16 protein-coding genes and 3 pseudogenes are annotated in these 23650 nt (G+C 69.7%); 10 read left to right on the top strand and 9 right to left on the bottom strand.

Annotated features, from left to right (window positions below; genetic code table 11):
• Positions 1–39: 39 nt before the first annotated feature.
• Together K1J60_RS09150 and K1J60_RS09145 are read left to right on the top strand one after the other, a co-directional pair.
• Positions 40–2316 (top strand): ATP-binding protein, encoded by a 2277-nt coding sequence (locus K1J60_RS09150; protein ID WP_259407637.1) that lies wholly within the window; start codon positions 40–42, stop codon positions 2314–2316.
• Positions 2317–2696: 380 nt separating this feature from the next.
• The gene (locus tag K1J60_RS09145; RefSeq protein WP_220645760.1) at positions 2697–4622 is read left to right on the top strand and encodes a pectinesterase family protein; all 1926 of its coding nucleotides are present in this window, start codon (positions 2697–2699) and stop codon (positions 4620–4622) included.
• Positions 4623–4783: 161 nt separating this feature from the next.
• On the opposite strand, the pseudogene K1J60_RS09140 reads toward K1J60_RS09145, so the two are convergent.
• A pseudogene (locus K1J60_RS09140) lies at positions 4784–6156 on the bottom strand (IS1380 family transposase).
• A 1537-nt stretch (positions 6157–7693) separates the two neighbouring features.
• Here K1J60_RS09140 and K1J60_RS09135 point away from each other — a divergent pair.
• The 6 genes and pseudogenes from K1J60_RS09135 to K1J60_RS09110 all read left to right on the top strand — a co-directional run.
• Positions 7694–8659: a zinc-binding dehydrogenase gene (locus tag K1J60_RS09135; RefSeq protein WP_220645759.1), complete on the top strand. Its 966-nt coding sequence runs from the start codon at positions 7694–7696 to the stop codon at positions 8657–8659.
• Positions 8660–8795: 136 nt separating this feature from the next.
• Positions 8796–8990, top strand: a pseudogene (locus tag K1J60_RS47105) (hypothetical protein); the annotation flags it as partial.
• A 396-nt stretch (positions 8991–9386) separates the two neighbouring features.
• The gene (locus tag K1J60_RS09125) at positions 9387–9977 is read left to right on the top strand and encodes a TetR/AcrR family transcriptional regulator (protein ID WP_220645758.1); all 591 of its coding nucleotides are present in this window, start codon (positions 9387–9389) and stop codon (positions 9975–9977) included.
• 386 nt (positions 9978–10363) lie between these two features.
• On the top strand, positions 10364–10519 hold the full coding sequence (locus K1J60_RS09120) for a hypothetical protein (protein WP_220645757.1): 156 nt from the start codon (positions 10364–10366) through the stop codon (positions 10517–10519).
• 199 nt (positions 10520–10718) lie between these two features.
• Positions 10719–11447, top strand: coding sequence for a carboxylesterase family protein (locus tag K1J60_RS09115; RefSeq protein ID WP_259407636.1), 729 nt, complete (start codon positions 10719–10721; stop codon positions 11445–11447).
• 65 nt (positions 11448–11512) lie between these two features.
• Positions 11513–12041 (top strand): annotated as a pseudogene (locus tag K1J60_RS09110) (cation transporter); the annotation flags it as partial.
• 91 nt (positions 12042–12132) lie between these two features.
• Here the strand turns inward: K1J60_RS09110 and K1J60_RS09105 are convergent.
• Positions 12133–13209: a helix-turn-helix domain-containing protein gene (locus tag K1J60_RS09105; protein WP_220645756.1), complete on the bottom strand. Its 1077-nt coding sequence runs from the start codon at positions 13207–13209 to the stop codon at positions 12133–12135.
• Between the two features lie 132 nt (positions 13210–13341).
• Between K1J60_RS09105 and K1J60_RS09100 the strand changes: the two genes are divergently transcribed.
• Together K1J60_RS09100 and K1J60_RS09095 are read left to right on the top strand one after the other, a co-directional pair.
• On the top strand, positions 13342–14313 hold the full coding sequence (locus K1J60_RS09100) for an alpha/beta hydrolase (RefSeq protein WP_220645755.1): 972 nt from the start codon (positions 13342–13344) through the stop codon (positions 14311–14313).
• A gap of 121 nt (positions 14314–14434) precedes the next feature.
• Positions 14435–14896, top strand: a complete 462-nt coding sequence (locus K1J60_RS09095; protein ID WP_220645754.1) for a nuclear transport factor 2 family protein — start codon at positions 14435–14437, stop codon at positions 14894–14896.
• Between the two features lie 644 nt (positions 14897–15540).
• Here the strand turns inward: K1J60_RS09095 and K1J60_RS09090 are convergent.
• The 7 genes from K1J60_RS09090 to K1J60_RS09060 form a co-directional block, all read right to left on the bottom strand.
• The gene (locus tag K1J60_RS09090; RefSeq protein WP_259407635.1) at positions 15541–17688 is read right to left on the bottom strand and encodes an alpha-galactosidase; all 2148 of its coding nucleotides are present in this window, start codon (positions 17686–17688) and stop codon (positions 15541–15543) included.
• Positions 17689–18134: 446 nt separating this feature from the next.
• On the bottom strand, positions 18135–19085 hold the full coding sequence (locus K1J60_RS09085) for an alpha/beta hydrolase (protein ID WP_220645753.1): 951 nt from the start codon (positions 19083–19085) through the stop codon (positions 18135–18137).
• Between the two features lie 146 nt (positions 19086–19231).
• Entirely contained in the window at positions 19232–19999 is a 768-nt protein-coding gene (locus tag K1J60_RS09080) for a glucose 1-dehydrogenase (protein ID WP_220645752.1), read from the bottom strand.
• A 232-nt stretch (positions 20000–20231) separates the two neighbouring features.
• Positions 20232–20999, bottom strand: coding sequence for an SDR family oxidoreductase (locus tag K1J60_RS09075; protein WP_220645751.1), 768 nt, complete (start codon positions 20997–20999; stop codon positions 20232–20234).
• Between the two features lie 62 nt (positions 21000–21061).
• Entirely contained in the window at positions 21062–22318 is a 1257-nt protein-coding gene (locus tag K1J60_RS09070) for an MFS transporter (RefSeq protein WP_220645750.1), read from the bottom strand.
• Between the two features lie 82 nt (positions 22319–22400).
• The gene (locus tag K1J60_RS09065) at positions 22401–22940 is read right to left on the bottom strand and encodes a cyclophilin-like fold protein (RefSeq protein ID WP_220645749.1); all 540 of its coding nucleotides are present in this window, start codon (positions 22938–22940) and stop codon (positions 22401–22403) included.
• 19 nt (positions 22941–22959) lie between these two features.
• Positions 22960–23625 carry an SDR family NAD(P)-dependent oxidoreductase gene (locus K1J60_RS09060; RefSeq protein WP_220645748.1) on the bottom strand — a complete coding sequence of 222 codons (666 nt, stop codon included), beginning with the start codon at positions 23623–23625 and terminating at the stop codon, positions 22960–22962.
• Between the last annotated feature and the right edge of the window lie 25 nt (positions 23626–23650).

Below are 23650 nucleotides of genomic sequence, written 5' to 3'. Positions count from 1 at the left end.
TGTCCGCGACGACTGCGAGCCGTTGAAGGCGAGAAGCACGTGACCATCCAGACATCCAAGGTGGGGAATCTGCCTGCGGCGCTGACCACGTTCGTGGGCAGGGGCCGGGACCTTGCCGAAGTGCACCGACATGTGGGGACGACGCGGATGCTGACGCTCACAGGCGTGGGCGGGGTGGGCAAGACACGGCTGGCGATGGAGGTGGCCGCCGCGTCGGCGACGGACTTCGCGGACGGCGTGTGGCTGGTGGATCTGGCACCGGTGCGGGACCCGTCACTGACGACGAACGCCGTGGGCGCCGCGCTGGGGGTGTCAGACCTGGGCACCCGGCCGGTCATCGACCAACTCGCCGTCTTTCTGGCCCACCGTGCTCCGCTGATCGTCCTCGACAACTGCGAGCACCTCGTCGACGCCTGTGCCGAGCTGGCGCAGGCGCTGCTGTCGGCCTCCCCTGACCTGCGTGTGTTGGCGACGAGTCGCCGGGCGCTGGGAATCTACGGCGAGCAGGTCTTCGCCGTTTCTCCGCTGGCGCCGGATGACGCGGTGGAACTCCTGCGGGACCGGGCCGCCGCCGTGTGCCCGGAGTTCCAGGTGACCGACGGCAACCGCGCTGACGTCTTCCGGCTGTGCGAGGGCCTGGACGGGCTGCCGCTGGCCATTGAGCTGGCCGCGTCCCGGCTACGGACTCTGACCGTCCACGAGGCGACGACCCGGCTGGAGAACCGCTTCGGGCTGCTCGCGAGTCGCAGCCGGGTCGCCCGGCCGCACCAGCGGACGCTACGCGCGCTGATCGACTGGAGCCACGAGCTGTGCACCCCCGCCGAGCGGCTGCTGTGGAACCGGCTGTCCGTCTTCGCCGACGACTTCGACCTGGACGCGGCCGAGGGTGTGTGTGCGGGTGACGGCCTCGGCCGCGACGAGATACTCGATCTCCTCGACCGGCTGGTCGTGCAGTCCGTCGTCCTGCCCTGCGAGCGCGACGGTCTGCCGCGCTACCGGCTGCTGGCGACCATTCGCCAGTACGGGAGGGAGCGGCTCGCCGAGTCCGACGAGGAAGGGCTGATACGGCAACGGCACCATGCCTTCTACCTTGACCTCGCCGAGCGTACCGCCGACGGCTGGCACGGCTCCGGCCAACTGAAAAGCCTGGCCCTGCTGCGTGCCGAGCACGCCAATCTGCGCGCGGCACTGGACCAGGGCGCCGACCCGCAGGCCACCCTGGCGCTGGCCGCAGCACTGCGCCTGCACTGGTGCGAGGGCGGATTCCTCGGTGAGGGACGCCGTCGGCTCGACCACGCACTCGCCGCCGCGCCCGAACCCAGCCCCGCCCGGGCCAGGGCGCTGTGGGTCGCCGCCTGGGTGGCGGTGCTGCAGCGCGATCACGCTGCGGCCTACCAGCGGTTGGACGAGGCCGCGGAGCTGGGCGAGCGGCTGGACGAACGGGTGGTGCGCGCCCACGTCCACGGACTGCGGGGCACATTGGCCTTGTTCGGCGGCCGGCTGGAGGAAGCCGTGGTCCTACTGGAGGAAGCGGCGGCCGCTCACCTAAGGACAGGCGAGGTCATCGGGGCGGTCTACGCGCTGATTCAGCTGGCCACCGCCCAGTCGCACCTCGGGGATCCGCGCACCACCGAGACCTGCCGGCAGGCCGTCGCCCTCGCCGAAGCGCACGGTGAGCGGCTGGCCCACGCGCACGCGCTGTGGACGCTCGGATACGACGCCTGGATACGCGGCGACCACAAGGAGGCCAAGGCTCTGCTGCGCACCGCACTGGCGAAGGAGCAGGGCTTCAACGACTACCTCAGAGTGGCGTTGATGCTGGAGCAGCTCGCCTGGACAACCGCCGCGCACGGCGATCGGGAGGAAGCGGCGCGCCTACTGGGTGCCGCGCGCGTCCTGTGGCGGGACACCGGCACCCCCATCTCGACCTTCGGCCCGCACATGGCCGAGCAGCACGCCCGGTGCGAGGAAGCCGTCGTACGTGCTCTGGGTCCGGCGGCGTACGAGAAGGCCCTCGCGGAAGGCGGGCGCCACCGCGGCCCCGACGACGCCATCGCCCACGCCCTGCGCCCCGAGCCCGAGCCGACCAACCCGGCCCCCGCAGTGAGCCCGCTGACCCCCCGGGAGCGGGAAGTGGCCGCGCTGGTGGCCAAGGGCATGAGCAACCGCCAGATCGCCTCCGTCCTCCGACGCTCCCCGCGCACGGTCGACGGCCACGTCGAGAACATGCTGGCCAAGCTCGGCTTCGGCTCCCGCGCCCGGATCGCGTCCTGGTGGACAGCGAACCAGGCGTCGACCCGTAGGACAACCTCGTAGAAATACCCGGACCCGGGGTCGGGGCCCGCCTCGTGGAAGTACCCATGGCCACGGGGCAGCCCCCGCAGCGAACCTTGCTGCATGACGCACGACAAGGGGATGTCCTCCGCCGTCGCGGGCCTCGAAGCCACGATCAGGAGTGCACCCCCACCTGCCGCACGCCGACGGCAGCCGGCGACCGGAACCTGACGGAACGAGCCCGACCGATGTCGGCCGCCGTCTCCATGCCCGGTCACGTACGGCAGCCGAAAGCGTCAGTCGGCCAAGGCTCGCCAGCAGTGCGTGGGTGACCGAACCGGCATGTAGGCCGGCGTCAAGATCGATATCCGCCGCACATCGCAGTCCATGCCATGGGGCGCTCAGAACAACAAGGAGCTCAAGTGACGACCGAGCAGCAGGGTCAACTCGCCCGCAGGTCATTTCTCGCCAGTGCCATCGCTGTGGCGGCCGGCACCATGCTGGCCGGCGGCGCGGTAGTCGCCGCCGCCCCTCGCGCCAGCGCCGCGACCGGTGCGCACGTCACCTGGCGCATCAGCAGTGAGCCGTCTGAAGCGAAGGACGGCTATGCCGGCCTCATCAACGGCATCAGGGCAGCGATCAGAAGCGGCAGGATCCCCGTCGACGGCGCTGCCCCGGTCGACGTCACCGCCCTCGGCGCGACCGGTGAGCACATCCGGGTCGACCTGCACGCCGAGGACAGGTCCGAGTTCATCCGGGTGTTCATGCGCCGGTCGGACTCCTACGTCGTGGGCTGGTTCCAGGGCGTCGAGACCGGAGGCGGCGACGTGACGTGGGGCGACTTCTTCACACTGGAGCCCGGACTGCGGAACGGCCAGGCAGACATACCCCTGGGCCGGCCCGCCGGAACCATCGACCGTAACGACCCGGGCAGCCAGACGAACACCCGGTACCAGGACCTCGCCGGATACGACGCTCTGGCACGACAGGGTGCCAGCCGCGACGGCATGCAACTGTCCCCTGCCAGCTTTAACACAGCCGTCCTGCGGCTCCAGGACGGCGCCAACGTCGCTGCCAGGGAGGGAGCGCAGGCTATCCTCCAGATCATCGTGGGGCTCGCCGAAGCCTCCCGGTTCCGACAGCAAGCGCTTGACACCGTGCGGCGGTTCGCCAGTGGCGTGGCGTACGGCCTCACTGTGGCGGACATCGCGTTCCACAACAACTGGGGCAGACTCAGCACGGCGTTCCTGACGGCCTTCATCGGGGGCGCCACCGTCTTCGCCGCCCCCGTTGAGGTCGCCGGCATCGTCATCGGAACCCTGGCTGTCGCATCGCGTTACCTCTTGATGGCCCACCATTCGAACATCAACACCAGAGGCAAGCACATCGAGGACGGTCTCCTGTACGTCTCACAGGATGGCATCGGCGACCATTCCACTGTGCAGGCCGCGATCGACGCTGTGCCCGCCGACGGCACGCCGCACACCATCCTCATCGACAAGGGCGTCTACCACGAGGTCATCAGTGTCCCGAAGAACAAGCCATGGCTGACGCTTCAGGGCGTCGCCAGCCTCCCCCTGTACGTCGTCATCCACAACACCCGATGCCACGGGATGATCGACCCCGCGACCGGAGCGAAATTCGGCACGCAGGGCAGCGCCGTGGCCACCTTCAGGGCGCCCAACCTCACGGTCAGGAACATCACGATCAGCAACACGTTCGAGCGTGACGCCCACCCGGAGATCAGCCCGTTCGAGACCCAGGCCGTCGCGGTCGCCGCCATGGGGGACCGGCAGGTATTCGACAACGTCTCGATGCTGAGCCATCAGGACACCCTGCTCGTGAAGTCGGAGACACCCACCACCCAGGCCCGGCAGTACTTCCACCAGTGCTTCATCCGGGGCGATGTGGACTTCATCTTCGGTAACGCCACCGCAGTGATCCACCGATCCAACATCCAGGTCCTTGCATGGCCCGGCGGCACAGTACTGGCGCCGAACACCGACAAGAGCAAGAAGTACGGCATCCTCATCGCCGACAGCTCCATCAACTCCACGGCGTCGGCAAGGACGACGTACCTCGGCCGGCCGTGGCACAACGGGCCGGACGCCTGGCCCCAGGCGGTGGTCCGTGACACGCAGGTGGCCTCGGTGGTGACCGAGACCCATCCCTGGACCGACATGATGCCCGATTACTCCTGGTCGCAGGCCCGGTTCAAGGAGTACCGCAACTCCGGTCCCGGAGCCGGCGTCGGCTCCAACGCACCGCAAATGACCGACCTCGAGGCCCGCGAGTACACGCCCCAGCGGTACCTCTTCGGCACCGACGCCTGGAACCCGGTCCTCTAGCCTCGATCTTTCGTGACGGTCTGCCGACGTAGTCGGCGGACCGTTTCGCGTTCCGTGGCTATTGGCGGGCAGGCCGGTGGCCCGACTGACGTGTCGGGTGGGCGCGGAGTTCCACTGCTCCGGAGACGTGGTGCTGCTCGCAGGGACGGAAAAACTACTGGTCAGACTGGGTTGGGTAGATGGTCGAGCTGTCCGAGGGCGGTGGTGACGACATGGGTCCAGGGCCAGTGGTGAGCGAGGCGGAGGATCCGGCGGCGGCCGGTGGTGACGAGCTGGCCGGCCGGGCTGAACAGGCGGAGCCGCAGGCGGCGGGGCTCCCAGAGCCGGGCCTGGTCGTTCAGTGCAAGCATCGGCATCCAGGCCAGCAGGTCGAGTGCGATCTGGACGATCTCCAGCCAGACCCTGTTCTGCGCGGTGTCGTGCAGGGGCAGGTTCCGCAGGCCGGTCGCGCGGGCAGCCCGGACGCGATCCTCGGCCCGTGCCCGCAGGCGGTGGCGGAGTTCGAGCTCTGCGATGGGGCGGCCGGTGGTGTTGGTGGCGAAGCACGTGATCCGCATGCCGTCGGCATCCGCGATCCTCAACTGGGCGCCGGGGTGCGGTCGTTCCTTCCGGACGATCAGCCGCATGCCCTTCGGCCAGCCGTCGAGCATGCCGCCGGTGAGTTCGGCGACCCAGGCCCCGTCGCGGATCTCCCCACGGGGCTCGACGGCCGGTGTCCATGCGGTGAGCGGCACCGTGAGTACGGCCTGGTGAATTGCGTCGGTGATGGTCATGCCGACCGAATACGACAGCCACCGTCCGCGTTTCGCGAGCCAGGCCACGAACTCGTGGGTGCCACCCGCGGAGTCGGTGCGGATCAGCGTCCGGCGCCCGCGCCGATAGGACTTGGGCAGCTGGGCCAGGGCCAGCTGGGTGGCCGTGATGTGATCGGCGGCGGTGTTGCTGCCGACGTTTCCGGGCCTGAGCAGACCGGCCACCGGCTCGCCGGACCCGCCCGTCCCGTGGTCGACGAAGCCCAGCAGCGGGTGATGGCCGAAGGTCTTCTTCCAGGTCGCAGTCGCGTCCTCCTTGTCGGAGCGCGCGATCACCAAAACGCCGTCCAGGTCCACGGTCACACAACCGGTTGCATCAGGCGCCGACGTGCCGGCCAACTTCCATACATGTTCGCGTACTTGAGAGCGGGCACTGCGAATCGCGTTCAGGGCGCGTTGGCCGCCCGCCGCGAGTGTGTCGACCAGCCGGGAGACTGTCGGGTCCGAGGCCACCGGCCCGAACCCGGCCGGCTCGGCCCGCAGCATGCCGACGTCGGCCAGGCAGTCACCACCGAGGGCGACCGCGAGCGCCACATCCAGCAGGATCTTGCCGGGATCGTGCACCGCCCGCAGCTTGCGCCAGGGCGCCAGAGCCGCAGATATCGCGGTATCCAGGCCCGTCTTGCGGACCGTTTCCACCAGCAGGCCCCGGCCTGCGAGACCACTCCACGACCGCTGCCCTCGACGCGGACACGCGGGTACGACCCGATACGCTTCTTCACCTGAGAAGTGCGTCTTTCCACGGCACGATCTGGACCCTCGACAAGTCCTATCGTTCCAGGTCAGGAGCACTTCTCGCGTTCGTGATCAAGACTCGGACAGGCCGCCTCGTGAAAGCCCGAGGCTAGTGAACATTCTTTGGGCGGATGCCGCCTGACGGCTCGGCGTAGACGCCTGGCCTGCGGAAACGGTGATCGACGCTCTGCACCGACAGTCGGACGCAGTTGACGAATGCGGGCTAGCTAAAGACTTCGCTTCGGAGGGTCATCGGTGGCCACAGCCCGCCGTACGTATTCCGTGCGGTGCCCAGATGCCGTGCGATCACTTTGAACGACATGCCCTGCGCGCGGTGGAGCCACCGGGCACGCAGCGCTGGCCGCACCACCTCTCGGCACGTTAGAGGTGCGGTTTTCTGTGATGAGATTTGCGGCCCAAGGGCGTGCAGATCTTTAGCTTGTGGCTTTTTGCTCGGTGGTTCGCTTCTGGCGTGAGCGGATTGGAAGGGCAGCACGACGGTGTACCTCCTGTGGTCCGTGTTGGCCTGGTCGGGCCTGTGTGCTTCGGGGCTGGACCGAGTACGAATGTATCTGGTACGAATGTATCGGGTACGCCGTACTCGAATCGACATAGCGCTCTCCTGGCCCGAAAGGCGCGCGATGCCCCGGACTCTGACCATCCCCACCTCCGTGGGCAGTTTCGATGCGATCGCCGCGGGTCCTGCGGCTGGCCGGTCCTGCCATGTCGCCGCGCTTGGCAAGCGGGGGCTTCGTGCCGTCGTGCCTGACCTGCGGAGCTACTCCGCCGGGGTGGGGCCGCAGGAGCCCTCCGCCTAAGCGGGTGAGCGAGCTGACGTCGGATGTGTTGGCCACAGCCGACAGGCTCGGGTGGGACGGCTTCGACCTCGTCGGGGACGACTGGGGTGGTGCCGACGCCTGGTGGACGACCCCTCTGCACCCGCAACGTCAGCGCAGCGATGACTGGCGCGACCCTGGCACGGAAAGCTGGCTCCTGGCGAAGGAAGCCGAGATGCTGCGGGGTGTCCGTATGAGGGGAAGATCCCTGCGAGCCATACCGAGGAGTACGGGTTGCGTCTACCCGGGCCCGGTGCGCAGAGCCCCAACTACTACCCCGCCGACCGGCCGGACTGGGAGGTCGCCGAGATCGAGGGCGTCACGCACTGGATCTTCGGAGAGTTACCCGAGGCCCCACCCTCACTCCTTCTGGACCACCTCGATGCGCGGCAGCCACCGGCAGACAGCCGCACCGTGCTCACCACGCGCGACACCGCGGCGCCGTTCAGGCAGCGGCAGCCAATGGCCGCGTCCGGCACCTGGCGATCCGGGCCGTTGGTGCGGCCCCGGCAACCGGCCGGAGCGAACCGTCCTCGTGGGACGAGGTGTCCGAGTCCACAGACGGTGGCCGTGCTCGATACGGCCGACGAGGCAATGTCGTCCGCCGACCGCACAACACTCACACCCACACGAATATGAAAGGAGGACGGGGCAACGGACCCGCGAGGACGCCGTGCTCCGACCGCCCATGCGAACCATCTGGTTGACCGAATTCGGAGATCCGTCAGTGCTGGTGGCCGGTGAGGCCCCTGATCCGAAGCCCGGCCAGGGACAGGTCTTGGTCGACGTCGAAGCTGTGAACGTGGTGTTCATCGAAACCCAGATCCGGGCCGGACGCCCTCCCCTCCCCATGCAGTCGCCCACCCCGCCCTACGTGCCCGGCACCGGCATCGGCGGCGTGATCACAGCGGTCGGCCCGCACACCGACCCGGGCCTGCTCGGTCGGCGAGTGATCGGCCATACCAACGGCACGGGGGGCTACGCGGAGAAGGCGGTGGTCGCCGCTCACCAAACGATCCCGATCCCGGCGGAGCTGTCCACCGCCGATGCGGTGGCGTTGCTCACCGACGGCTCGGCCGCGCTGGCCATCTCCGGGCTGGGCGCTCCGAAGCCGGACGAGTGGGTACTGGTCGAGGCGGCGGCCGGCGGCCTGGGCGGACTGTTGGTGCAACTCGCTCTCACCGCCGGCGCGAAGGTGATCGGTGCCGTGGGCAGCGAGGCCAAGCTGCAGGCCGTGCGGGACGCGGGTGCGCAGGCGGTGACCTATGCGCGGCCCGACTGGACCGAGCGGGTCCGCACGCTGACGGGCGGCGTTGGCGTCGACGTGGTGTTCGACTGCGTGGGTGGCGAGACCGGCACAGCGGCGGCCTCGCTGGTTGATGCCGGCGGGCGATTCGTACTGACCGGTGCGGCCGGAGGCGTGTTCACCGACACTAGGGCGCTCGCTGCCCGGGGCGTCACCGTCATCGGCTTGCGGCAGCTGATGGGGGCGCTCGGGAACCAGCGCGAGCTGGCGGCCACCGCACTTGAGGAGGCCGTTGCCGGCCGGCTGCGGCCGGTGATCGGACGGACATTCCCGCTGGAGCGTGCGGCCGACGCCCATGCCGCCATGGAATCCAGGAGCACGATCGGTAAGACGCTCCTGCTCGTGTGAGGAGTCGGGGCCCCTGTCGGCAGTGCACGCGAACGCGTGCACTGCCGACGCCTATGTCCCTGATGGCCCGGTGACGGGCTTCGGCTGCGCCCGGTTCACGCAGAGAGGTGCAGTCGTGGGGTGACGGTTCTTCGACGCCCAGGTCAACGGTCGCACGGACTGCTACGGAGCTGGTTCGGTCGACGGCCGCCTCCACTTCACCCAGGAGGTCGTGGACGCGGTGGTTCAGCACACGGGGCTCACCGGGTGGGCATCAGCCTCTCGCCGCGCTCCACGAACGTCCGTGTCCAACCCAGCACTTCTCCACGGACGGCAAAGGGGAACGGCGTAAACAAGGGTTACGAGATCTTCGCCCGGATGTGGGACGGACCGTCCTGGGCGGCACGGCCCTGATCCTCCTCGGTGGGCAGACCCTCGAAACCGTCCCGCACCTGATCGACGAGGACACGATCACCTCGCAGACATCGGCCGGCCGTTCATCAGCAGCCCGGACCCGGCACAGCCCCTGCGCGACTGCATCCCCTGAGGGAACCGGACCCCGACAACGTCGACGACGGCGACACCCATGGTTGCACCGACAACCTGAGCGCGGGGCGAGGTCACTGCCGCGGACGGACGGTGGATGCTGTGCCCTGTCGGTCCTCGCCCGAACCCCTGGGGCTGCACGAATGGGGCTTGCCCGCTTTCGATACGTTGGTCCAGCAGAAGCAGAGGCGAGGAGCACAGGGTGCGTGAGGAACGACTGACGGCGCGTGGTGCGGCACGACGCGCCCTGCTGCTAGACACCGCGATCGAACTTGTTGCCGACGCGGGGGCGGGGGCCCTGACCCACCGGGCCGTGGCGACGCGCGCCCAGGTGTCCCTGGCGTCGGTGAGCTATCACTTCTCGTCCATCGACGACCTTCGCACGGCGATGTTCGAGCACGCGCAGCAAACCGTCGCATCCCAGGTGGCCAAAGTCGGCGTGCAGAGCGAGAGCGCTCCCGAGTCGTTTGCCCAGTTCGCGGCGGACCTCGTGGTGGCGCTGCTGACCGAGCACCGCGCGGCGACGATCGCGATGCAGGAAATGGTGACCGCCGCGGCCCACGACAGCGCGCTGCGGCCCACGTTCCACCGCTTCCACGAAGAGCTGGGGGAGCTGTTGGCATCCTGCATCGGTGACCGTGACACGGGCCTCACCGCCGCGTCCACCATCCAGGGGCTCCTTCAGACCGCCCTGACCTATCCCGAGCTGGACATGGAGCGTTGCCACCGGTCCACGGCCGACTTCATCAGCCGTCTGCGCACGGACCGTCAGGCGGCCGACGACTGCCGATGAGGACGCCGGCAACCCACACAGGCCCGGTGCTGATGATCACCACACAGCACGTCGGCCTCATGGGCACCGACATATCCCGCCACGTGTCACGACAAGGGGCGCCCCGGCCGTACCCTCCGCCGCCTCGACAAGCTGCGGGCCGACCTCCGCGTGGTCGAGTGTGGCAGCGTGGCGAGTCCGCCAAGGGGTACTCCTGCAAGCCCGACGACCCCGAGCTGAAGATCCGGCACTAGGAGCTGACCGAGGAGATCGAGCACTGGGAGACGGTCGTCAAGGACGCCGAGGCAAAGCGCTTCAAGGTCTGATCGAAGGCCGGCTTCAAGCGCGGAGACTTCGTACGCTACCGCGGCACTTGGTACCAGGTCCTGCGCGTCAGCCCGGAGTCCTTGACCATCTCGCACATCCACAACGGCATCGGACAGGACGTCGTCCGCGCCACGGACAACCGGCGTGACGGCTGGACATGGACCGCTGCGTACGACGACGTATCGGGGTGCATGAGCGCCGACGGGATGCAGCAGAAGGCCCTGGACGCCGCGTAACGCCGCGCCTGCCCCGGCGGCCGCGCGCCGGGACGGGCCTTCTCGCACCATGCTGGGGGACAACCGCGGCACCGCCCATTACGCCAACCGCGACTACGGCGACCCGCGCCGGGTCATGCACCGCATCACCCTGCGCGGCGACGAAGTACGAGCGCGGCTCGCCCCAGCGGACCTGCGAGACAGTACCCGAGATTAGGGGATGCTGGACATTCTCGCCGCGCTGCGCTGGACCAGGGAGAACATCGAGAACTTCGGCGGCGACCCCGACAACATCATGGTCTGGGGCGAGAGCGGCGGCGGTGCCAAGACCGCGGCCGTCTACACCATGCCGGCCGCCGTGCCGCTGTTCCACAAGGCGTCGATCGAGAGCGCCGCGCCCCTGCGCTTCCCGACCCGTGACGGTGCCACCGCCCGGGCCAGGCGCACGCTGGAGCTGCTGGGGCTGACGACGGCGGACATACCCCGGCTGCATGACATCCCGGCCGCCAGGCTGCTGGAGATCCAGCAGTCGGAGGCCGCGAACGGCGCCCCGCCGTGGGGCGACCCCGGCCCGCTCCCCGGCTTCGGCGCCTTCGTCGACGGGACCGTCATCCCGCGGCACCCCTTCGCCGACGGCGCCGCGCCCTTCTCGGCCGACAAGCCGCTGATGTGCGGCACGTGCCGGGACGAGACGGTGTTCTTCAGCCTGTTCGGGCCGCCCGACGTCTTCCGGATCGACGAGGCCGGACTGCGCGGCAGGCTGAGCGGCACGTACCAGGGAGCCGAACTCGACCGGATCGCCCACACGGGCCGCCCCACGGCGGCGGGCGTGCCGAGATGGCCCGCCTACACCCTGACCGACCGTGCCACGATGTGGCTCGACGCCAGGTGCCGGATCGTCAACGACCCGGACAGGAACGAAAGACTGTTCTGGGAGGACCATGCCTGAGCTTGGTGTCCAACGTCGCAGGTCACTCGGCCCGCTGAGATCCCCGGGAACCGGGAGCGCGTGACGCGGCCGTCGTCTGGCAGTTCTCTGCGGCCGACCATGCCGTACGCGAGGCGCGAGCTGCGCACCCTGCGGGGCATCGTCGTATCGTTCCTCGCGCTCGCTGCGTACTTCATCGTCGACGCCGTACGCGCCCTCACCGGAACCGGCGAGGCCGAGCGGTCGATCCCCGGCATCGTCATCGCCGCCCTGGCGCTGGCGGTCATGCCGTTCCTGGTCCGCCGCCCAGCGCCGCGTCGGCCGCGAGCTGGGCTCCGCCTCCGCGGTCACCCACTCCAAGCAGACCTGCTGCGCACGTAACTGTCCGCCGTGCTCCTGCTCGTCCTGGTCCTCAACGCCATCCTCGGCTAGTCCTGGGCCGACCCCGTCGCCGCCCTCGTCATCGCCGCCATCGCGGTCGAGGAAGGTCGCGACGTCTGGCAGGGCAAGGGCTGCTGCGCGGCCCCGGCAGCCGCAGCTGTCCCGTCGGCCGACACCGAGGCGGTCGCCTGCGGCTGCGACCGCTGCAATGACAGTAAACGTCCACCAGCGTGAAGCGGGCCCCGGCATTACGCCGGGGCCCGCTTCGCGTTCAAGATCACGCGCTTTGCGCTCATGGCTGCTCCGTAGGCCCGAAGCCGGAGTGCTATTCGGTGCTGTCGCGCAGGTGCCGCAGGACGATGGCGAGTTCGAGCCGCAGTCGGCCGGCGGGGGTGGCGAAGGCGAAGCCGAGCCGGGACTCGGCGTGGGCGAGCCGGGCAGCGACCGTGCTGTGGTGCCGGTAGACCGCGGCGGCGGCCTTGCGGGCCGAGCCGGTGCTGCAGAAGGCGGTGAGTGCGGCGAGGGTGTCCGCGCCGTGCGGCTCGGAGGCGAGTCGGTCCAGCGCGGTGACATCGGCCACCTGGGCGATGTCCTCGGTCCTCATGCGGGCGGCGAGCGCGGCCATCGCGCCGAGTTCGTCCGCGTAAAAGACCGCGGGGTAGGGCGCGGTGAGGGCGGTGAAGCGGAGCGCGGTGCGGGCTTGCTGCCAGGAGTCGGCAGCCTGGATGACGGGCAGCGCGGGGCCGACGCCGATCCTGATGTCACGGGGCGCCGAGTCGGGCAGAGCCGGGGGAGCCTCGGGCGTCAGGACGGCGTGCACCGGGCCCAGTGATGCGCAGTGGACACCGGGGCTGATCTCACGCAGTGCGGCCACAAGGGCCTTGACGCGGGCGGGCTCGGCGGCCACGGCGAGCACCCGCAGCCGGGTGGTCGGCTCGAAGTGCAGCAGGCGTACGGCTCGGGAGCGCTCGGCCTCCCCCGCGGCCGCCGACAGCACGAGTTCCACCAGGGCTGTGTCGCCCAGTTCGGGCATCGGGCCGCGGCTGTGGTCCAGGAGCGGGGCGGCGGCGATCGCGAACCGCTCCAGCACGAGTTCATCCAGGGGCAGCGGCGTGCCCGCGCGTTCCAGCCACACCTGTCCGCTGGGCGCAAGCGGGCGACTCGCGGCGGTCGGCGGCGCGTCGCCTGCGGTGACCTGCCCGCCAGCGGGGTCGGCCCGCAGACAGACGCCCAGCATGGAGTCCATGGCGCCGGCCGGGCACTCGGCGAGCTTCGCGGTCTCCTTCACCAGGGTGCTCAGGCTCGCCCGGCTCGAGATCAGCTGGTCGAAGAAGCCGATCACCCGGACTGCGTTCTCCGCGTCGGCGTCCAGCGCGGACAGCCGCAACAGCAGTCCCTTCATGACCGAAACGCTACGCCATCCGCCACCTGTCGGAATCCTCAAGCCCGATCCGCGCCAGGCGGCGGTAGGGAAAACCCCGGTGATCCGCGCAGGCTGGAATGCACAAGCCCAGTCAACGCCGTGAGGTGCCACATGCCGTACGCATTCGACCCGGAGATCGCCCCGTGGGTGGCCATGCTGCCGGAGTTCCCCTTCACGGACCTCGAGGGGGCCCGGCGGAGAGAGGCGGAGATGGTGGCGCAGCTTCCCGCCTACGAACCGTCCGTCCCGGTCCAGATCACCGACACCACCGTGGCCGGTGAGCAGGACGGGCCGGCGGTGCCGGTGCGGATCTACACACCGGAAGGCCGCGACGGCGACCTGCCAGGGCTGCTCTACATCCACGGGGGTGGGTTCGTGGCCGGAAGCATCGACGTGTCTCATGCGGATGCGACCCGTATCGCGGCCGAGGTGGGCGCGGTGGTTGTCGCGGTGGACTACCGGTTGGCGCCGGAACATCCCTTCCCGGCCGGACTGGAGGACTGCTACGCCGCCCTGACCTGGACCGCGGACCATGCCACCGAGCTGGGCATCGACCGGGACCGGCTGGGTGCCGCGGGGGAGAGCGCCGGCGCCGGCCTGACCGCGGCCGTCACGCTGCTGGCCCGTGACCGCGGCGGCCCGGCGCTGCGCTTCCAGTTCCTGGCCGTCCCGGACCTGGACGACCGCCTGGAGACCCCTTCGATGCGCGCATTCATCGATACCCCGGTGTGGCACCGGCCCAATGCGGAGCTCAGCTGGGACTACTACCTCGGTGGCCAGGGCATCCGCGGCGGCGACGGCGTCTCGGCGTACGCGGCCCCGGCCCGCGCCGAGGATCTCTCCGGCCTGCCGCCCGCCTATGTCTCCGTCAGCGAGTTCGACCCGCTGCGCGACGAAGGACTGAACTACGCCCACCGGCTGATCCAGGCAGGCGTCCCGACCGAGTTGCACTTCTTCCCCGGAACGTTCCACGGCTCGATGACCCTGGTCCCGGACGCCGAGGTGAGCCGGCGAATGCTCGCGGAGCAGTTCGACGCGCTCCGGCGCGGACTCGGAGCAGGGCACGGGCCGGTGGCGCAGTGAGCCCCAGCACTCCGTGAAGCCGCAGGTCAAGGGCCTGAAGTGCCCGAATGTCCGGCATTTGCGGACCCCTGGCGGACCGGCTCAGCACACCCAGAGACACCAAGAGACAAGGAAAACGATCATGACCGACCTCCAGACCCTCCTGGACGAGCGAGAGATCACCCAGACGCTCTCCCGCCTGACGCGGATCCTGGACAAGCGCGACTGGGACTCCCTCGACACCGTGTTCGCCGAGGACCTCACCTTCAACTACGGCCTGGGAGAACGCGCCGGCACCAAGGAGCTGCGGGAAAATCTCAGCGGCTTCCTGGCCAACTGCGGACCGACCATGCATCTCCTCGGAAGCCCGCTCGTCGAGGCCGACGGTGACACGGCCCGGACGGAGGTGTACGGACTGGCACGTCACCAGGGGGCCGGGGAGCGCGGTCACCTGTACTTCGACACCGCCGGCGTGTGGATCGACCAGTGGGAGCGCCGTGCCGACGGCTGGCGCATCGTGCGGCGTGACATTGCGCCGCTTGTCATGCAGGGTGACCCGGCCGCGCTCGGCTCGGATGCCCTGCCCGAGACGGTGTCCAAGTAGCAGGAAACCTCCACCCGGCAACGTCCTCCGACTGCAGCGGGCGAGGATTCGCGCCTTCGTGATCCGTGCCGATGCTCTGCGGCAGACCGGCAGCGACAGCTTGGCGATGGTCATGCCTTCGGCGCGGGGCTGATCCGGGCAGGTGTACCGACCGAGCTGTACTTCTTTCCCGGAACCTTCCATGGCTTGAGGATCGTGACCAGGGATGTCGAAGTGAGCTGACAGATACTCGCGGAACAGTGCGATGTGCTCCTGCGCGGACTGCGGGCAGACAGAAATCGAAGACGTCGTGACGAGTAGTGGTTGCTCTGTCCGCATCGAGCCCCGGGCGCTAGCCCAGGGGCAGGCGTCAGCCGGCTGAGGGCGCTTCCGGGGGTGCGGCCCAGGAGGACAGCAGGCGCAGTCTTTCCTCGGATGAGGTGAGCCCGTCGGTGCAGACGGTGAGGGCGAGGCCGGGAGCAAACGATCATCTCCAGGCCCTCCCAGATGAGGCTAATGCCAGTGCCAGAAGGGTCCCGGCCGCGCAGCGGCCGGGACCCTTCCCCTCATTCGGTGCAGTTCGAGTTGTACTTCGCCCCTGGAGTGATTCCGGCTGAGCTACTCACCGGCGGGCAGCCCCGTTGCTTCGAGCCGGTGGCGGCGGCTCAGCGGCTTGTGAGGTGGAGCAGGATGAGCTGTTCGGGGTGGAGGGTGGGGATCTGGATGCCGACGTGTTCGAGGACGTTGCCGGACAGGGTGATGCCGTCCTTGGTGCACCAGGCGGGGGTTCCGCGTTCCATGCCGGGGGCGTGGTCGGCCGGGGGCAGCGGGCGCACGCGGTAGGTGGTGTTCGGGTCGAGGCCGGGCAGCCGTAGCGTGCCGGAGTGGGCGGCGACGGGGGTGGCCACGGAGGCGAGGGCGAAGACGGCTTCGGTCCGGTCGTTCGAGATGACGCCGTGGGCCCACAGGGCCGGGTCGGCATGGTCGATACGGACGACGCGGCCGGTGTGCAGCAGGTCGCGGAGCTGCTTGTGGAGGGAGACCCAGCGGGTGAGTTCGGCGCGTTCGCTCTCGCTGGCGCGGGTGAGGTCCCATTCGATGCCGAGGTGGCCGAAGAGCGCGGTGCCGGCCCGGAAGGCGAGGTCGTGGGTGCGGCCGGTGGTGTGGGAGCGGGCGGTGCCGATGTGGGAGCCGACGAGTTCGGGCGGCAGGAGCAGACCGGTCCAGCGGTTGATCGACTGGCGTTCCAGGGCGTCGTTGCAGTCGCTGGCCCAGATGCGGTCGGTGTGTTCGAGGACGGCGAGGTCGACGCGTCCGCCGCCGCTGGAGCAGGATTCGATCTCCAGGCCCGGGTGGCGTGCGCGCAGTTCGTCGAGCAGGGCGTAGAGGGCGAGGGTCTGGGCGTGGACGGCGGGTTCACCGCCCGGTGAGTGGCCGGCGTCGACGAGTTCGCGGTTGTGGTCCCACTTGAGGTAGGCGATGTCGTACTCGGTGAGCAGGGCGTCGAGCCGCTCAAGGATGTACGCGTACGCCTCGGGGTGGGTGAGGTCCAGGACCTGCTGGAAGCGGCGGTCGGCGGGGGTACGGCCGCCGGTGGCCAGGATCCATTCGGGGTGGGCGCGGGCCAGGTCGGAGTCGGGGTTGACCATCTCCGGTTCGACCCACAGGCCGAACTCCATCCCGAGCGCGCGGACATGGTCGATGAGCGGGCCCAGGCCATTGGGCCAGACGGTCTCGTCGACGTACCAGTCGCCGAGCCCGGCCCGGTCGTCGCGGCGGTGGCGGAACCAGCCGTCGTCCAGGACGAAGCGTTCCACGCCGACCTGCGCGCCGAGGTCGGCGAGGTGGGTGAGCTTGTCGAGATTATGGTCGAAGTAGACGGCTTCCCAGGTGTTGAGCACCACCGGTCGGGGCCGGTGCGGGTGGCCGGGCCGGGCGCGCAGGTGGTCGTGGAAGCGCGCGGACAGTCCGTCCAGGCCCTTTGCGCTGTGGGAGCCGTAGAGCCACGGCCCGGTGTACTCCTCGCCGGGGCCGAGAACCACCTCGCCCGGAAGCAGCAGCTCACCGGCGGCGAGGGCCGGGCGGCCGGCGGGCAGCCGCTCGGCCAGGATCCGGTGGTTGCCGCTCCAGGCGATGTGCAGGCCCCACACCTCACCGTGGCCGAAGCCGAAGCCCGGCGTGCCGGCCGTCAGGACCAGGGCGGCGTCGGGGCCGGTGCGCCCGCTGCGGGTCTCGCGCAGCCAGGTGCCCGCGTTGAACGGGTGGCGCTGCGGGGAGCGTTCGCGGCACCAGCGGCCAGTGAGGTCGAGCAGTTCGGTGGCGGAGTCGGGCACCGGCAGCGCGAGCATCAATCCGTCGAGCGTGTACGGCCGTACCGTGTCGTCGTTGCGTACGGCGGCCCGCATTCGCACCAGCCCGGCAGGGGTGAGCCCGGCTTCCAGGACGAGACCGAGCTGGGCGGTGCGGTCGGCGGCCCGGATCCGTACCGAGAGGCCGTCGGCCTCCACCGAGTCGAGGGTGAACAGGGGTGACCAGTCGGCGCCCTGGCGGTGCCCGGTGAGGCCGGGCTGTCCGGGCCATCCGGTGCCGTGCTCGGGCAGCAGCGCGACCCGCGGTACGACATCGTCGAACCCTGGCATGTTCGGCATGGTGGCGGCATCGGCCAGTTGCGAGAGCTCGTCCTGGGTGAGGTTGCCGAGATCGGCGCCCCAGTGGAGCACGGTGGGCAGGCCGGTGCCTCTCAGGTCGAGCACCAGGCTCACGCCTGCTGCCTGGAGATGGATGAGTCTTTCGACTGCGGTAGGGGTCGTCACGGACGGACTCTCTTTCGGCATCTCAACGGGGGTTTCAGTTCGTGCGGATCCGCCGCCGCTCCCGGTCTCGGTCACCGAGTGATAAGCGGTCGTAGCCGTCGAGTCGGGTGGCAGACATCGCCGGGCAGCACGGTCAGCGGTACGAGGGTGAGTGCGGCCGTGACTTTGCCGACAGCGTGGGCCCGGCCTCCGGGTGGGAGGTGCGACAGCGGCTCCGGGGTGTCGGTATTTTTCGGCGACGCCACACTGCGGCGGACCCTCGGAGGGCGAAGTCTTCGATCTCCGAGGGGTGTGGTGTTGGTGGAGTTCCTGTCGGAGGTACAACCGACCCCTTCTTGCCGCCCGCCGGACCTGCTAGTGATCCTGGCAGCCTTCGCCGCGCGGGTGAGGTGCTGGGCTGCCAGCGGTGCTGGGCCCCGAACGCCCGCTGGGCCGGTGTCCGGTGATCAGGCGAGATTCTTGGTGAAGAACTCTTCCAGCTCCTCGAAGGGAATCAGGTCGGTTCGGTCGTAGAGGTCGATGTGTCGCGCCCCGGGAACCACCACCAGCTTCTTGGGACCGGTCGCCTGCTCGTGGACGGTGTCGCTGAAGTAGCGGGAATGAGCGTGCTCACCGGTGATGAGGAGGATCGGTCGCGGGGCGATGTCCGGAAGGTGGCGCAGCGCGCCGTAGTTGATGTGGGACATTCCACTCGTGATGGTGAACCCGCCGATCGAGCGAGGATGCCGACCACGATCGGTGACGTAGAACTCGAAGAACTCGCTGGTGACCGGGTCCAGGCCGTCCGGGATCTCGGTGGGGAAGGTCGGCGTGAGCGCTGGCTCACCCGCGTCGACGTCCGTCCAGCGCTGCTCCGCGAGCTTGTTCAGCCCTGTCTGGCGTTCCTCGTCGCTCATGGTGTCCTGCCACCCCCCGCGCGTGAGGCCGCTGATGTCGTACATGGCTGCCGTCGCCACGGCCTTGATCCGCTGGTCGACCTGGGCGGCGTTCAGCGCGAACCCTCCACTGCCGCAGATGCCGATCGCGCCGATCCTGTCGCGGCCCACGTAGGGCAGGGTGCCGAGGAAGTCCACGCCGGCGCTGAAGTCCTCGGCGAAGATCTCCGGCGAGGCGATGTGCCGGGGCTCACCGCTGCTCTCGCCGTTGTAGGACGGGTCGAACCCGAGGGCGACGAATCCGCGCTTGGCCAGTTCCTGGGCGTACACCCCGGGCCCCTGCTCCTTGACGCCACCGTACGGTGGGCCGATGACGATCGCCGGGTGCTTCTGCGACTCGTCGAAGTCCTTCGGCCGATAGAGGTCGGCCGCGATGGTGATCCCGTACCTGTTCTTGTACGTCACCGACGTGCGCGTGACGTTCTTGTCGAGATCGAAGATATAGCCGTCCGACAGTGACATTTCTTGTCCTTCTTTCCACGGGTTTATCTGAGCGGGCGTTGTTCCGGTCGTTGAACGACGGGGCTCAGCGGGCTGCGTGTTGGGCGCGCGATGTACGTCCAGGACGTTCTTCGTCAGCCACTGCTTGAGCCGTTCGTGGTTCGTCCTCAGCGAGCGACGTAGCCGCCGTCGACGGGCAGGGCGACGCCGACGACGAAGCCCGCTCCGGGGCTGCACAGCCACAGGACGGCCTGGGCGATCTCCTCGGCGGTACCGAGGCGGTTGATGGGCTGGTTGGCCTCGGCTTCGGCGCGGTCGAGTTCTCCCTTGGTGATCATGTCGCTGACCATGGGCGTGTTGATGGTGCCGGGGCAGACGGCGTTGATGCGGATGCCGCGCGGGGCGTACTCCAAGGCCGCGCTGGTGGTCAGGCCGATCACGCCGTGCTTGGAGGCGTGGTAGGAGGCGCGTCCGGGTAGGCCGACCAGGCCGCCGAGCGAGGAGCAGTTGACGATGGCGCCGCTGCCCTGGGCGCGCATGTGCCGCAGTTCGTGCTTCATGCAGGCCCATACGCCGCGGAGGTTGATGGCGTTGACGCGGTCGAAGCGTTCGGCGGCTTCCTCGGCGGCGTCGCTGGGCGGGATCTGGATGCCGGCGTTGTTGTAGGCCATGTCGAGGCGGCCGAAGGTCTCGACGGTGCGGTCGACGGCGGAGGCGACCTGGTCCTCGTCGCTGACGTCGCAGGTGAGGGCGAGGGCTTGGTGGCCGGCGGCGGTGAGTTCCTTGACGGCTGCGTTCAGGGCCGCTTCGTCGATGTCCGTGAGTGCGACGGCGGCACCGGCCTCGGCGAAGGCCCGGGCGGCTGCCAGACCCATGCCGGAGCCTGCGCCGGTGACGAACGCGACCTGGCCGGTGAAGTCGTAGGTGGGGTTCATGTCGAGCTCTCCCGTCGTGCGTTGTTCGGTGGTCCGGGTCTTGTCAGTTGGCTTGGCCCGAGGGCTGAGGGGTTGCTCTGTGCGCCGGTCTGTGTCGGTGGCCGTGCGCGGAGGATGCGGCCTGCGCGGGGACGGCGCCTGCGCGGGCTCGTCTCGCGTCTGGAGCGGGCGGCGGGCGCTGGGCCACGATCCGCCCCCTTCTGGCGCGCGGGAGGCCGGGGCAGCACCACCTTCAGACGGTCTGGCCGCCGTCGACGACCAGTGCGTGGCCGATGGCGAAGGAGGCGGCGTCCGAGCAGAGCCAGAGCACGGCGGCGGCGATCTCCTCCGGTGTGCCCAGGCGTCCGATCGGCTCGTCGGCTATGAGGGCCTCGCGGCCTCCGGGGGTGCTCTCGGCGAAGCGTTCGATCATCTCGGTGTCGATGATGCCGGGGCAGATGGCGTTGATGCGGATGCCCGACGCCGCGTAGTCGAGGGCAGCCGAGCGGGTCAGGCCGATGACCCCGTGCTTGGCCGCGGTGTAGGCCGCCGAGCCCTTGAAGCCCTTGACGCCTGCGCCCGAGGAGGCGTTGACGATGGCGCCGGTCTGCTGCTGTTGCATCAAACGGATCTGGTGCTTCATGCAGAGGAACGTGCCGGTGAGACTGACGCCGAGGACGCGGTCCCATTCGTCCTTGGTGACGTCGACGGCGGGTTTCACCGGCTGCTCGATCCCGGCGCTGTTGAAGGCGGCATCGAGGCGGCCGAATGCCCGGACGGTCTCGTCCAGGGCGGACTTCACTGCGGTCTCGTCGGTGACGTCACAGGTCAGGTCCAGGGCCTGTCCGCCCTCTTCCGTGATGAGCCGTGCGGTCTCCGTGAGCCCCTTCGAGGACCGATCGGCGAGTGCGACGCGGGCGCCCGCGCGGGCGAAGGCGAGGGCGGTGGCGCGGCCTATGCCGGATGCGGCTCCGGTCACGAAGGCCACCTTGCCGGTGAAGGCGGGGTCGTTGGCGCTCACGGTGGATCCTCTCGTTCGGTGGCGGAAATGTCGCGGCGGCGCGTGGCGGATGCCGACCGGACTCAGCGGCGCGCCGGTGCCTGCGCGGGTACGTCATCCAGCGCGTGGGCCGGGGCAGTGCGCTGGGCCACGATGCGGCTCCTGGTGGAGGTGCCGCGGACGGCGAGGGCGATGAGCGGGAGCAGGGTGAGGGTGGCGATGACGGTGCCCACCAGAGGCGGGCCGGTCAGGCCGAGGGAGGAGTCCAGGGCGGTACCGGCGATCCACGATCCGCCGGCCACACCGATGTTGAAAGCGGAGGTGGTCAGCGCGGAGGTGAGGGTGGGGGCGTCCCCGGCGAACCGCATGGCGAGCGCCGTGACGACGGGGTTCACCGCGAAACCGGTCAGGCCCATGAGGAAGACGAGAGCGATGGCCGTGACCGCGTTGGTGGACAGCGGGATCATCAGGAACAGGACCAGCGCGGTGGCCGCGGCGGCGGTGATGGTGGTGCCCATCGGACGACGCTCGCCCAGACGGCCACCGGTGGTGGTGCCGCCCAGGGCGCCGACACCGAAGGCGATGAGCACGAACGGGACGGCGCCCGCAGGGATCCCGGCACGGTCGGTCAGCAGCGGGGTGACATAGCTGTAGGTCGCCAGGACACCGCCCATGATGAACACGGCCGCGCTCAGCGCCAGCCACAGCCGTCCCTGGCGCAGGGCCCCGAACTCGGCGCGCAGCGAGACGGTCGCGCGCTGTTCCTGGGTGGGGATGAAGCGGCCGATGAAGACGGCGGCGAGCGCGGAGAGGGCGGCCAGGGCCCAGAACGGGCCGCGCCAGCCGACGAACTGGCCGGCGAACGAGCCGATGGGCACGCCTACGACGTTGGCGAGGGTCAGGCCGCCGATCATGACCCCTGTCGCGCGGGTGGCCTTCTGCGGGCCTGCGGCGGTGGTGGCGACGACGAAACCGACGGACCAGAACGCTCCGGTGGCCAGCGCCGTGATGACGCGGGCGGCGAGGACGACAGTGAAGGAGGTGGTGAGGGCCGCCGCCACGTGACCGAGGCTGAAGACGGACAAGGCGAGGATCAGCGTCTGGCGCTGCGGCAGGCGCAGGGTCGCCAGAGCCATGGTCGGCGCTCCGATGATCATGCCGACGGCGAAAGCGGTGATCAGCAGTCCGGCCTGGGAGGTGCTCACACCGAGTCCGGTGGACAGTTCGGGCAGCAGTCCGGCGATGACGAACTCAGTGGTGCCCATCAGGAACGTACCTGCGGCCAGCACCCAGACGACGAACGGGAGCTTGCCGGGGGTGGCCCCGGATGTGGAAGGCATACGTGCGGTCTCTCCTAAGTGGGATGACGGAAGAAATGCAGGCCAGGATGGGGGACGGGGCGGGCGGCGGCTGCCGGAGGGGTCAGGAGGCGGCTTCGATGGTGATGCGGTCGGCCGTGCCGAGTCGGTCGGCGTCGGCGTCGACGTGGCCGAGGATGAGCAGGTCGGCGGAGGCGGAGTCGCCGTCGCGGTAATAGAGAGCCAGGTTGCCCCAGGGCGCGTAGTAGGCCAGGTCACCGGCCCGGGGCACGGCTGGGTCCGGAGCTCCGGAGGTGGTCAGCCTGCGCGGCAGGTCCGCGATCCGCTCCGTCTGGTGGAAGTCCTCCAGATCCAGGGTGAGCGGGAGCAGGTCGGCGAAGTCGCGGGCGGCAGGACTGTCGTTCAGGGTGGCGTCGACGGGCCGGCCGTCGATGGTGACCCGGATGGCCATGGCGGTGTTCCTTTCGGCTGATGCACTGGGTGCGGCGGATGTCGATGCCTCCTGCCGCCCCGAGGACGCCGGGGAGGAGGACGCGGAGGACGGCGTGACTTCTGACGAGTCGCTGGTGCAGGCGGTCACGGCCAGCAGGAGAGCGGCTGCCGGGACGGCGCGGACCAGGGCCCGGCGGGCGGCGGAGTTCATGGGAGGGGCTCCGGAGGCTTTAGTCGGGCAGGGGCTCGGAGTAGTGGCGGAAGCCGTCGCGCTTGGCGTGGATGTCGTACAGGCGCTGGGCCAAGGCGTCGGGGCTGCTGTGTTCGGCGTCGGGCCGGATGGCGCCGGGGACGATCAGCTGTGCGGCGTGGATGTTCTCGTGGGCGAGGGTGTCGTGGAGCATGCGGGCGTAGGCGCTCTCGGCGGCGAACGCGATGGAGGTGCCGGCGACGTTCGGGTTGGGGCGTACGGCGCTGGAGCCGTTGACGAACAGGAGGGTGCCCCGGCCGAGGTCGCGCATGCCGGGCAGGACGGCGTTCACCGCGGTGACGGGGCCTTTGACGGAGAAGGCGAGGGGGGCGTCGAGGTCGTCGGCGCTGGTGTCCAGGACCGGCTTCATGAAGTCGGCGCGGGGCACGGGGCTGTACTGGAGGATCTCGACGGGCCCCAGCGCGGCTCCGGCCGCGTACAGGGCCGCGGTCAGGGACTCGATGTCAAGCACGTCGGCGGCGAAGCCGCGGGCATCGATGCCGTCGCTGGCCAGCTCGGTCGTGAGGCCGTCCAGGTTCTCGGCGTTGCGGGAGATGAGGGCGACGGTGTGCCCGGCTGCTGCGAAGCGGCGGGCGGATGCGAGCCCGAGGCCGGGTCCGGCGCCGATCAGGGCGAATGTGGTCAAGGTAAGTCCCTTTCCAGGAGGGGGC

The organism is Streptomyces akebiae (genome assembly GCF_019599145.1).
In the GTDB taxonomy this organism is placed as follows: Bacteria; Actinomycetota; Actinomycetes; order Streptomycetales; family Streptomycetaceae; genus Streptomyces; species Streptomyces akebiae.
Note: the sequence above shows the minus strand (reverse complement) of the source record. Positions and strands in the feature narration are given on the sequence as shown.

What these genes read in the sequence shown, in the direction of transcription:
- K1J60_RS09135 (WP_220645759.1), top strand. Translation starts at nt 7,694, where the DNA reads ATGCGAACCATCTGGTTGACCGAATTCGGAGATCCGTCAGTGCTGGTG.
- K1J60_RS09115 (WP_259407636.1), top strand. Translation starts at nt 10,719, where the DNA reads ATGCTGGACATTCTCGCCGCGCTGCGCTGGACCAGGGAGAACATCGAG.
- K1J60_RS09105 (WP_220645756.1), bottom strand. Translation starts at nt 13,209, where the DNA reads ATGAAGGGACTGCTGTTGCGGCTGTCCGCGCTGGACGCCGACGCGGAG.
- K1J60_RS09100 (WP_220645755.1), top strand. Translation starts at nt 13,342, where the DNA reads ATGCCGTACGCATTCGACCCGGAGATCGCCCCGTGGGTGGCCATGCTG.
- K1J60_RS09095 (WP_220645754.1), top strand. Translation starts at nt 14,435, where the DNA reads ATGACCGACCTCCAGACCCTCCTGGACGAGCGAGAGATCACCCAGACG.
- K1J60_RS09085 (WP_220645753.1), bottom strand. Translation starts at nt 19,085, where the DNA reads ATGTCACTGTCGGACGGCTATATCTTCGATCTCGACAAGAACGTCACG.
- K1J60_RS09080 (WP_220645752.1), bottom strand. Translation starts at nt 19,999, where the DNA reads ATGAACCCCACCTACGACTTCACCGGCCAGGTCGCGTTCGTCACCGGC.
- K1J60_RS09070 (WP_220645750.1), bottom strand. Translation starts at nt 22,318, where the DNA reads ATGCCTTCCACATCCGGGGCCACCCCCGGCAAGCTCCCGTTCGTCGTC.
- K1J60_RS09065 (WP_220645749.1), bottom strand. Translation starts at nt 22,940, where the DNA reads ATGAACTCCGCCGCCCGCCGGGCCCTGGTCCGCGCCGTCCCGGCAGCC.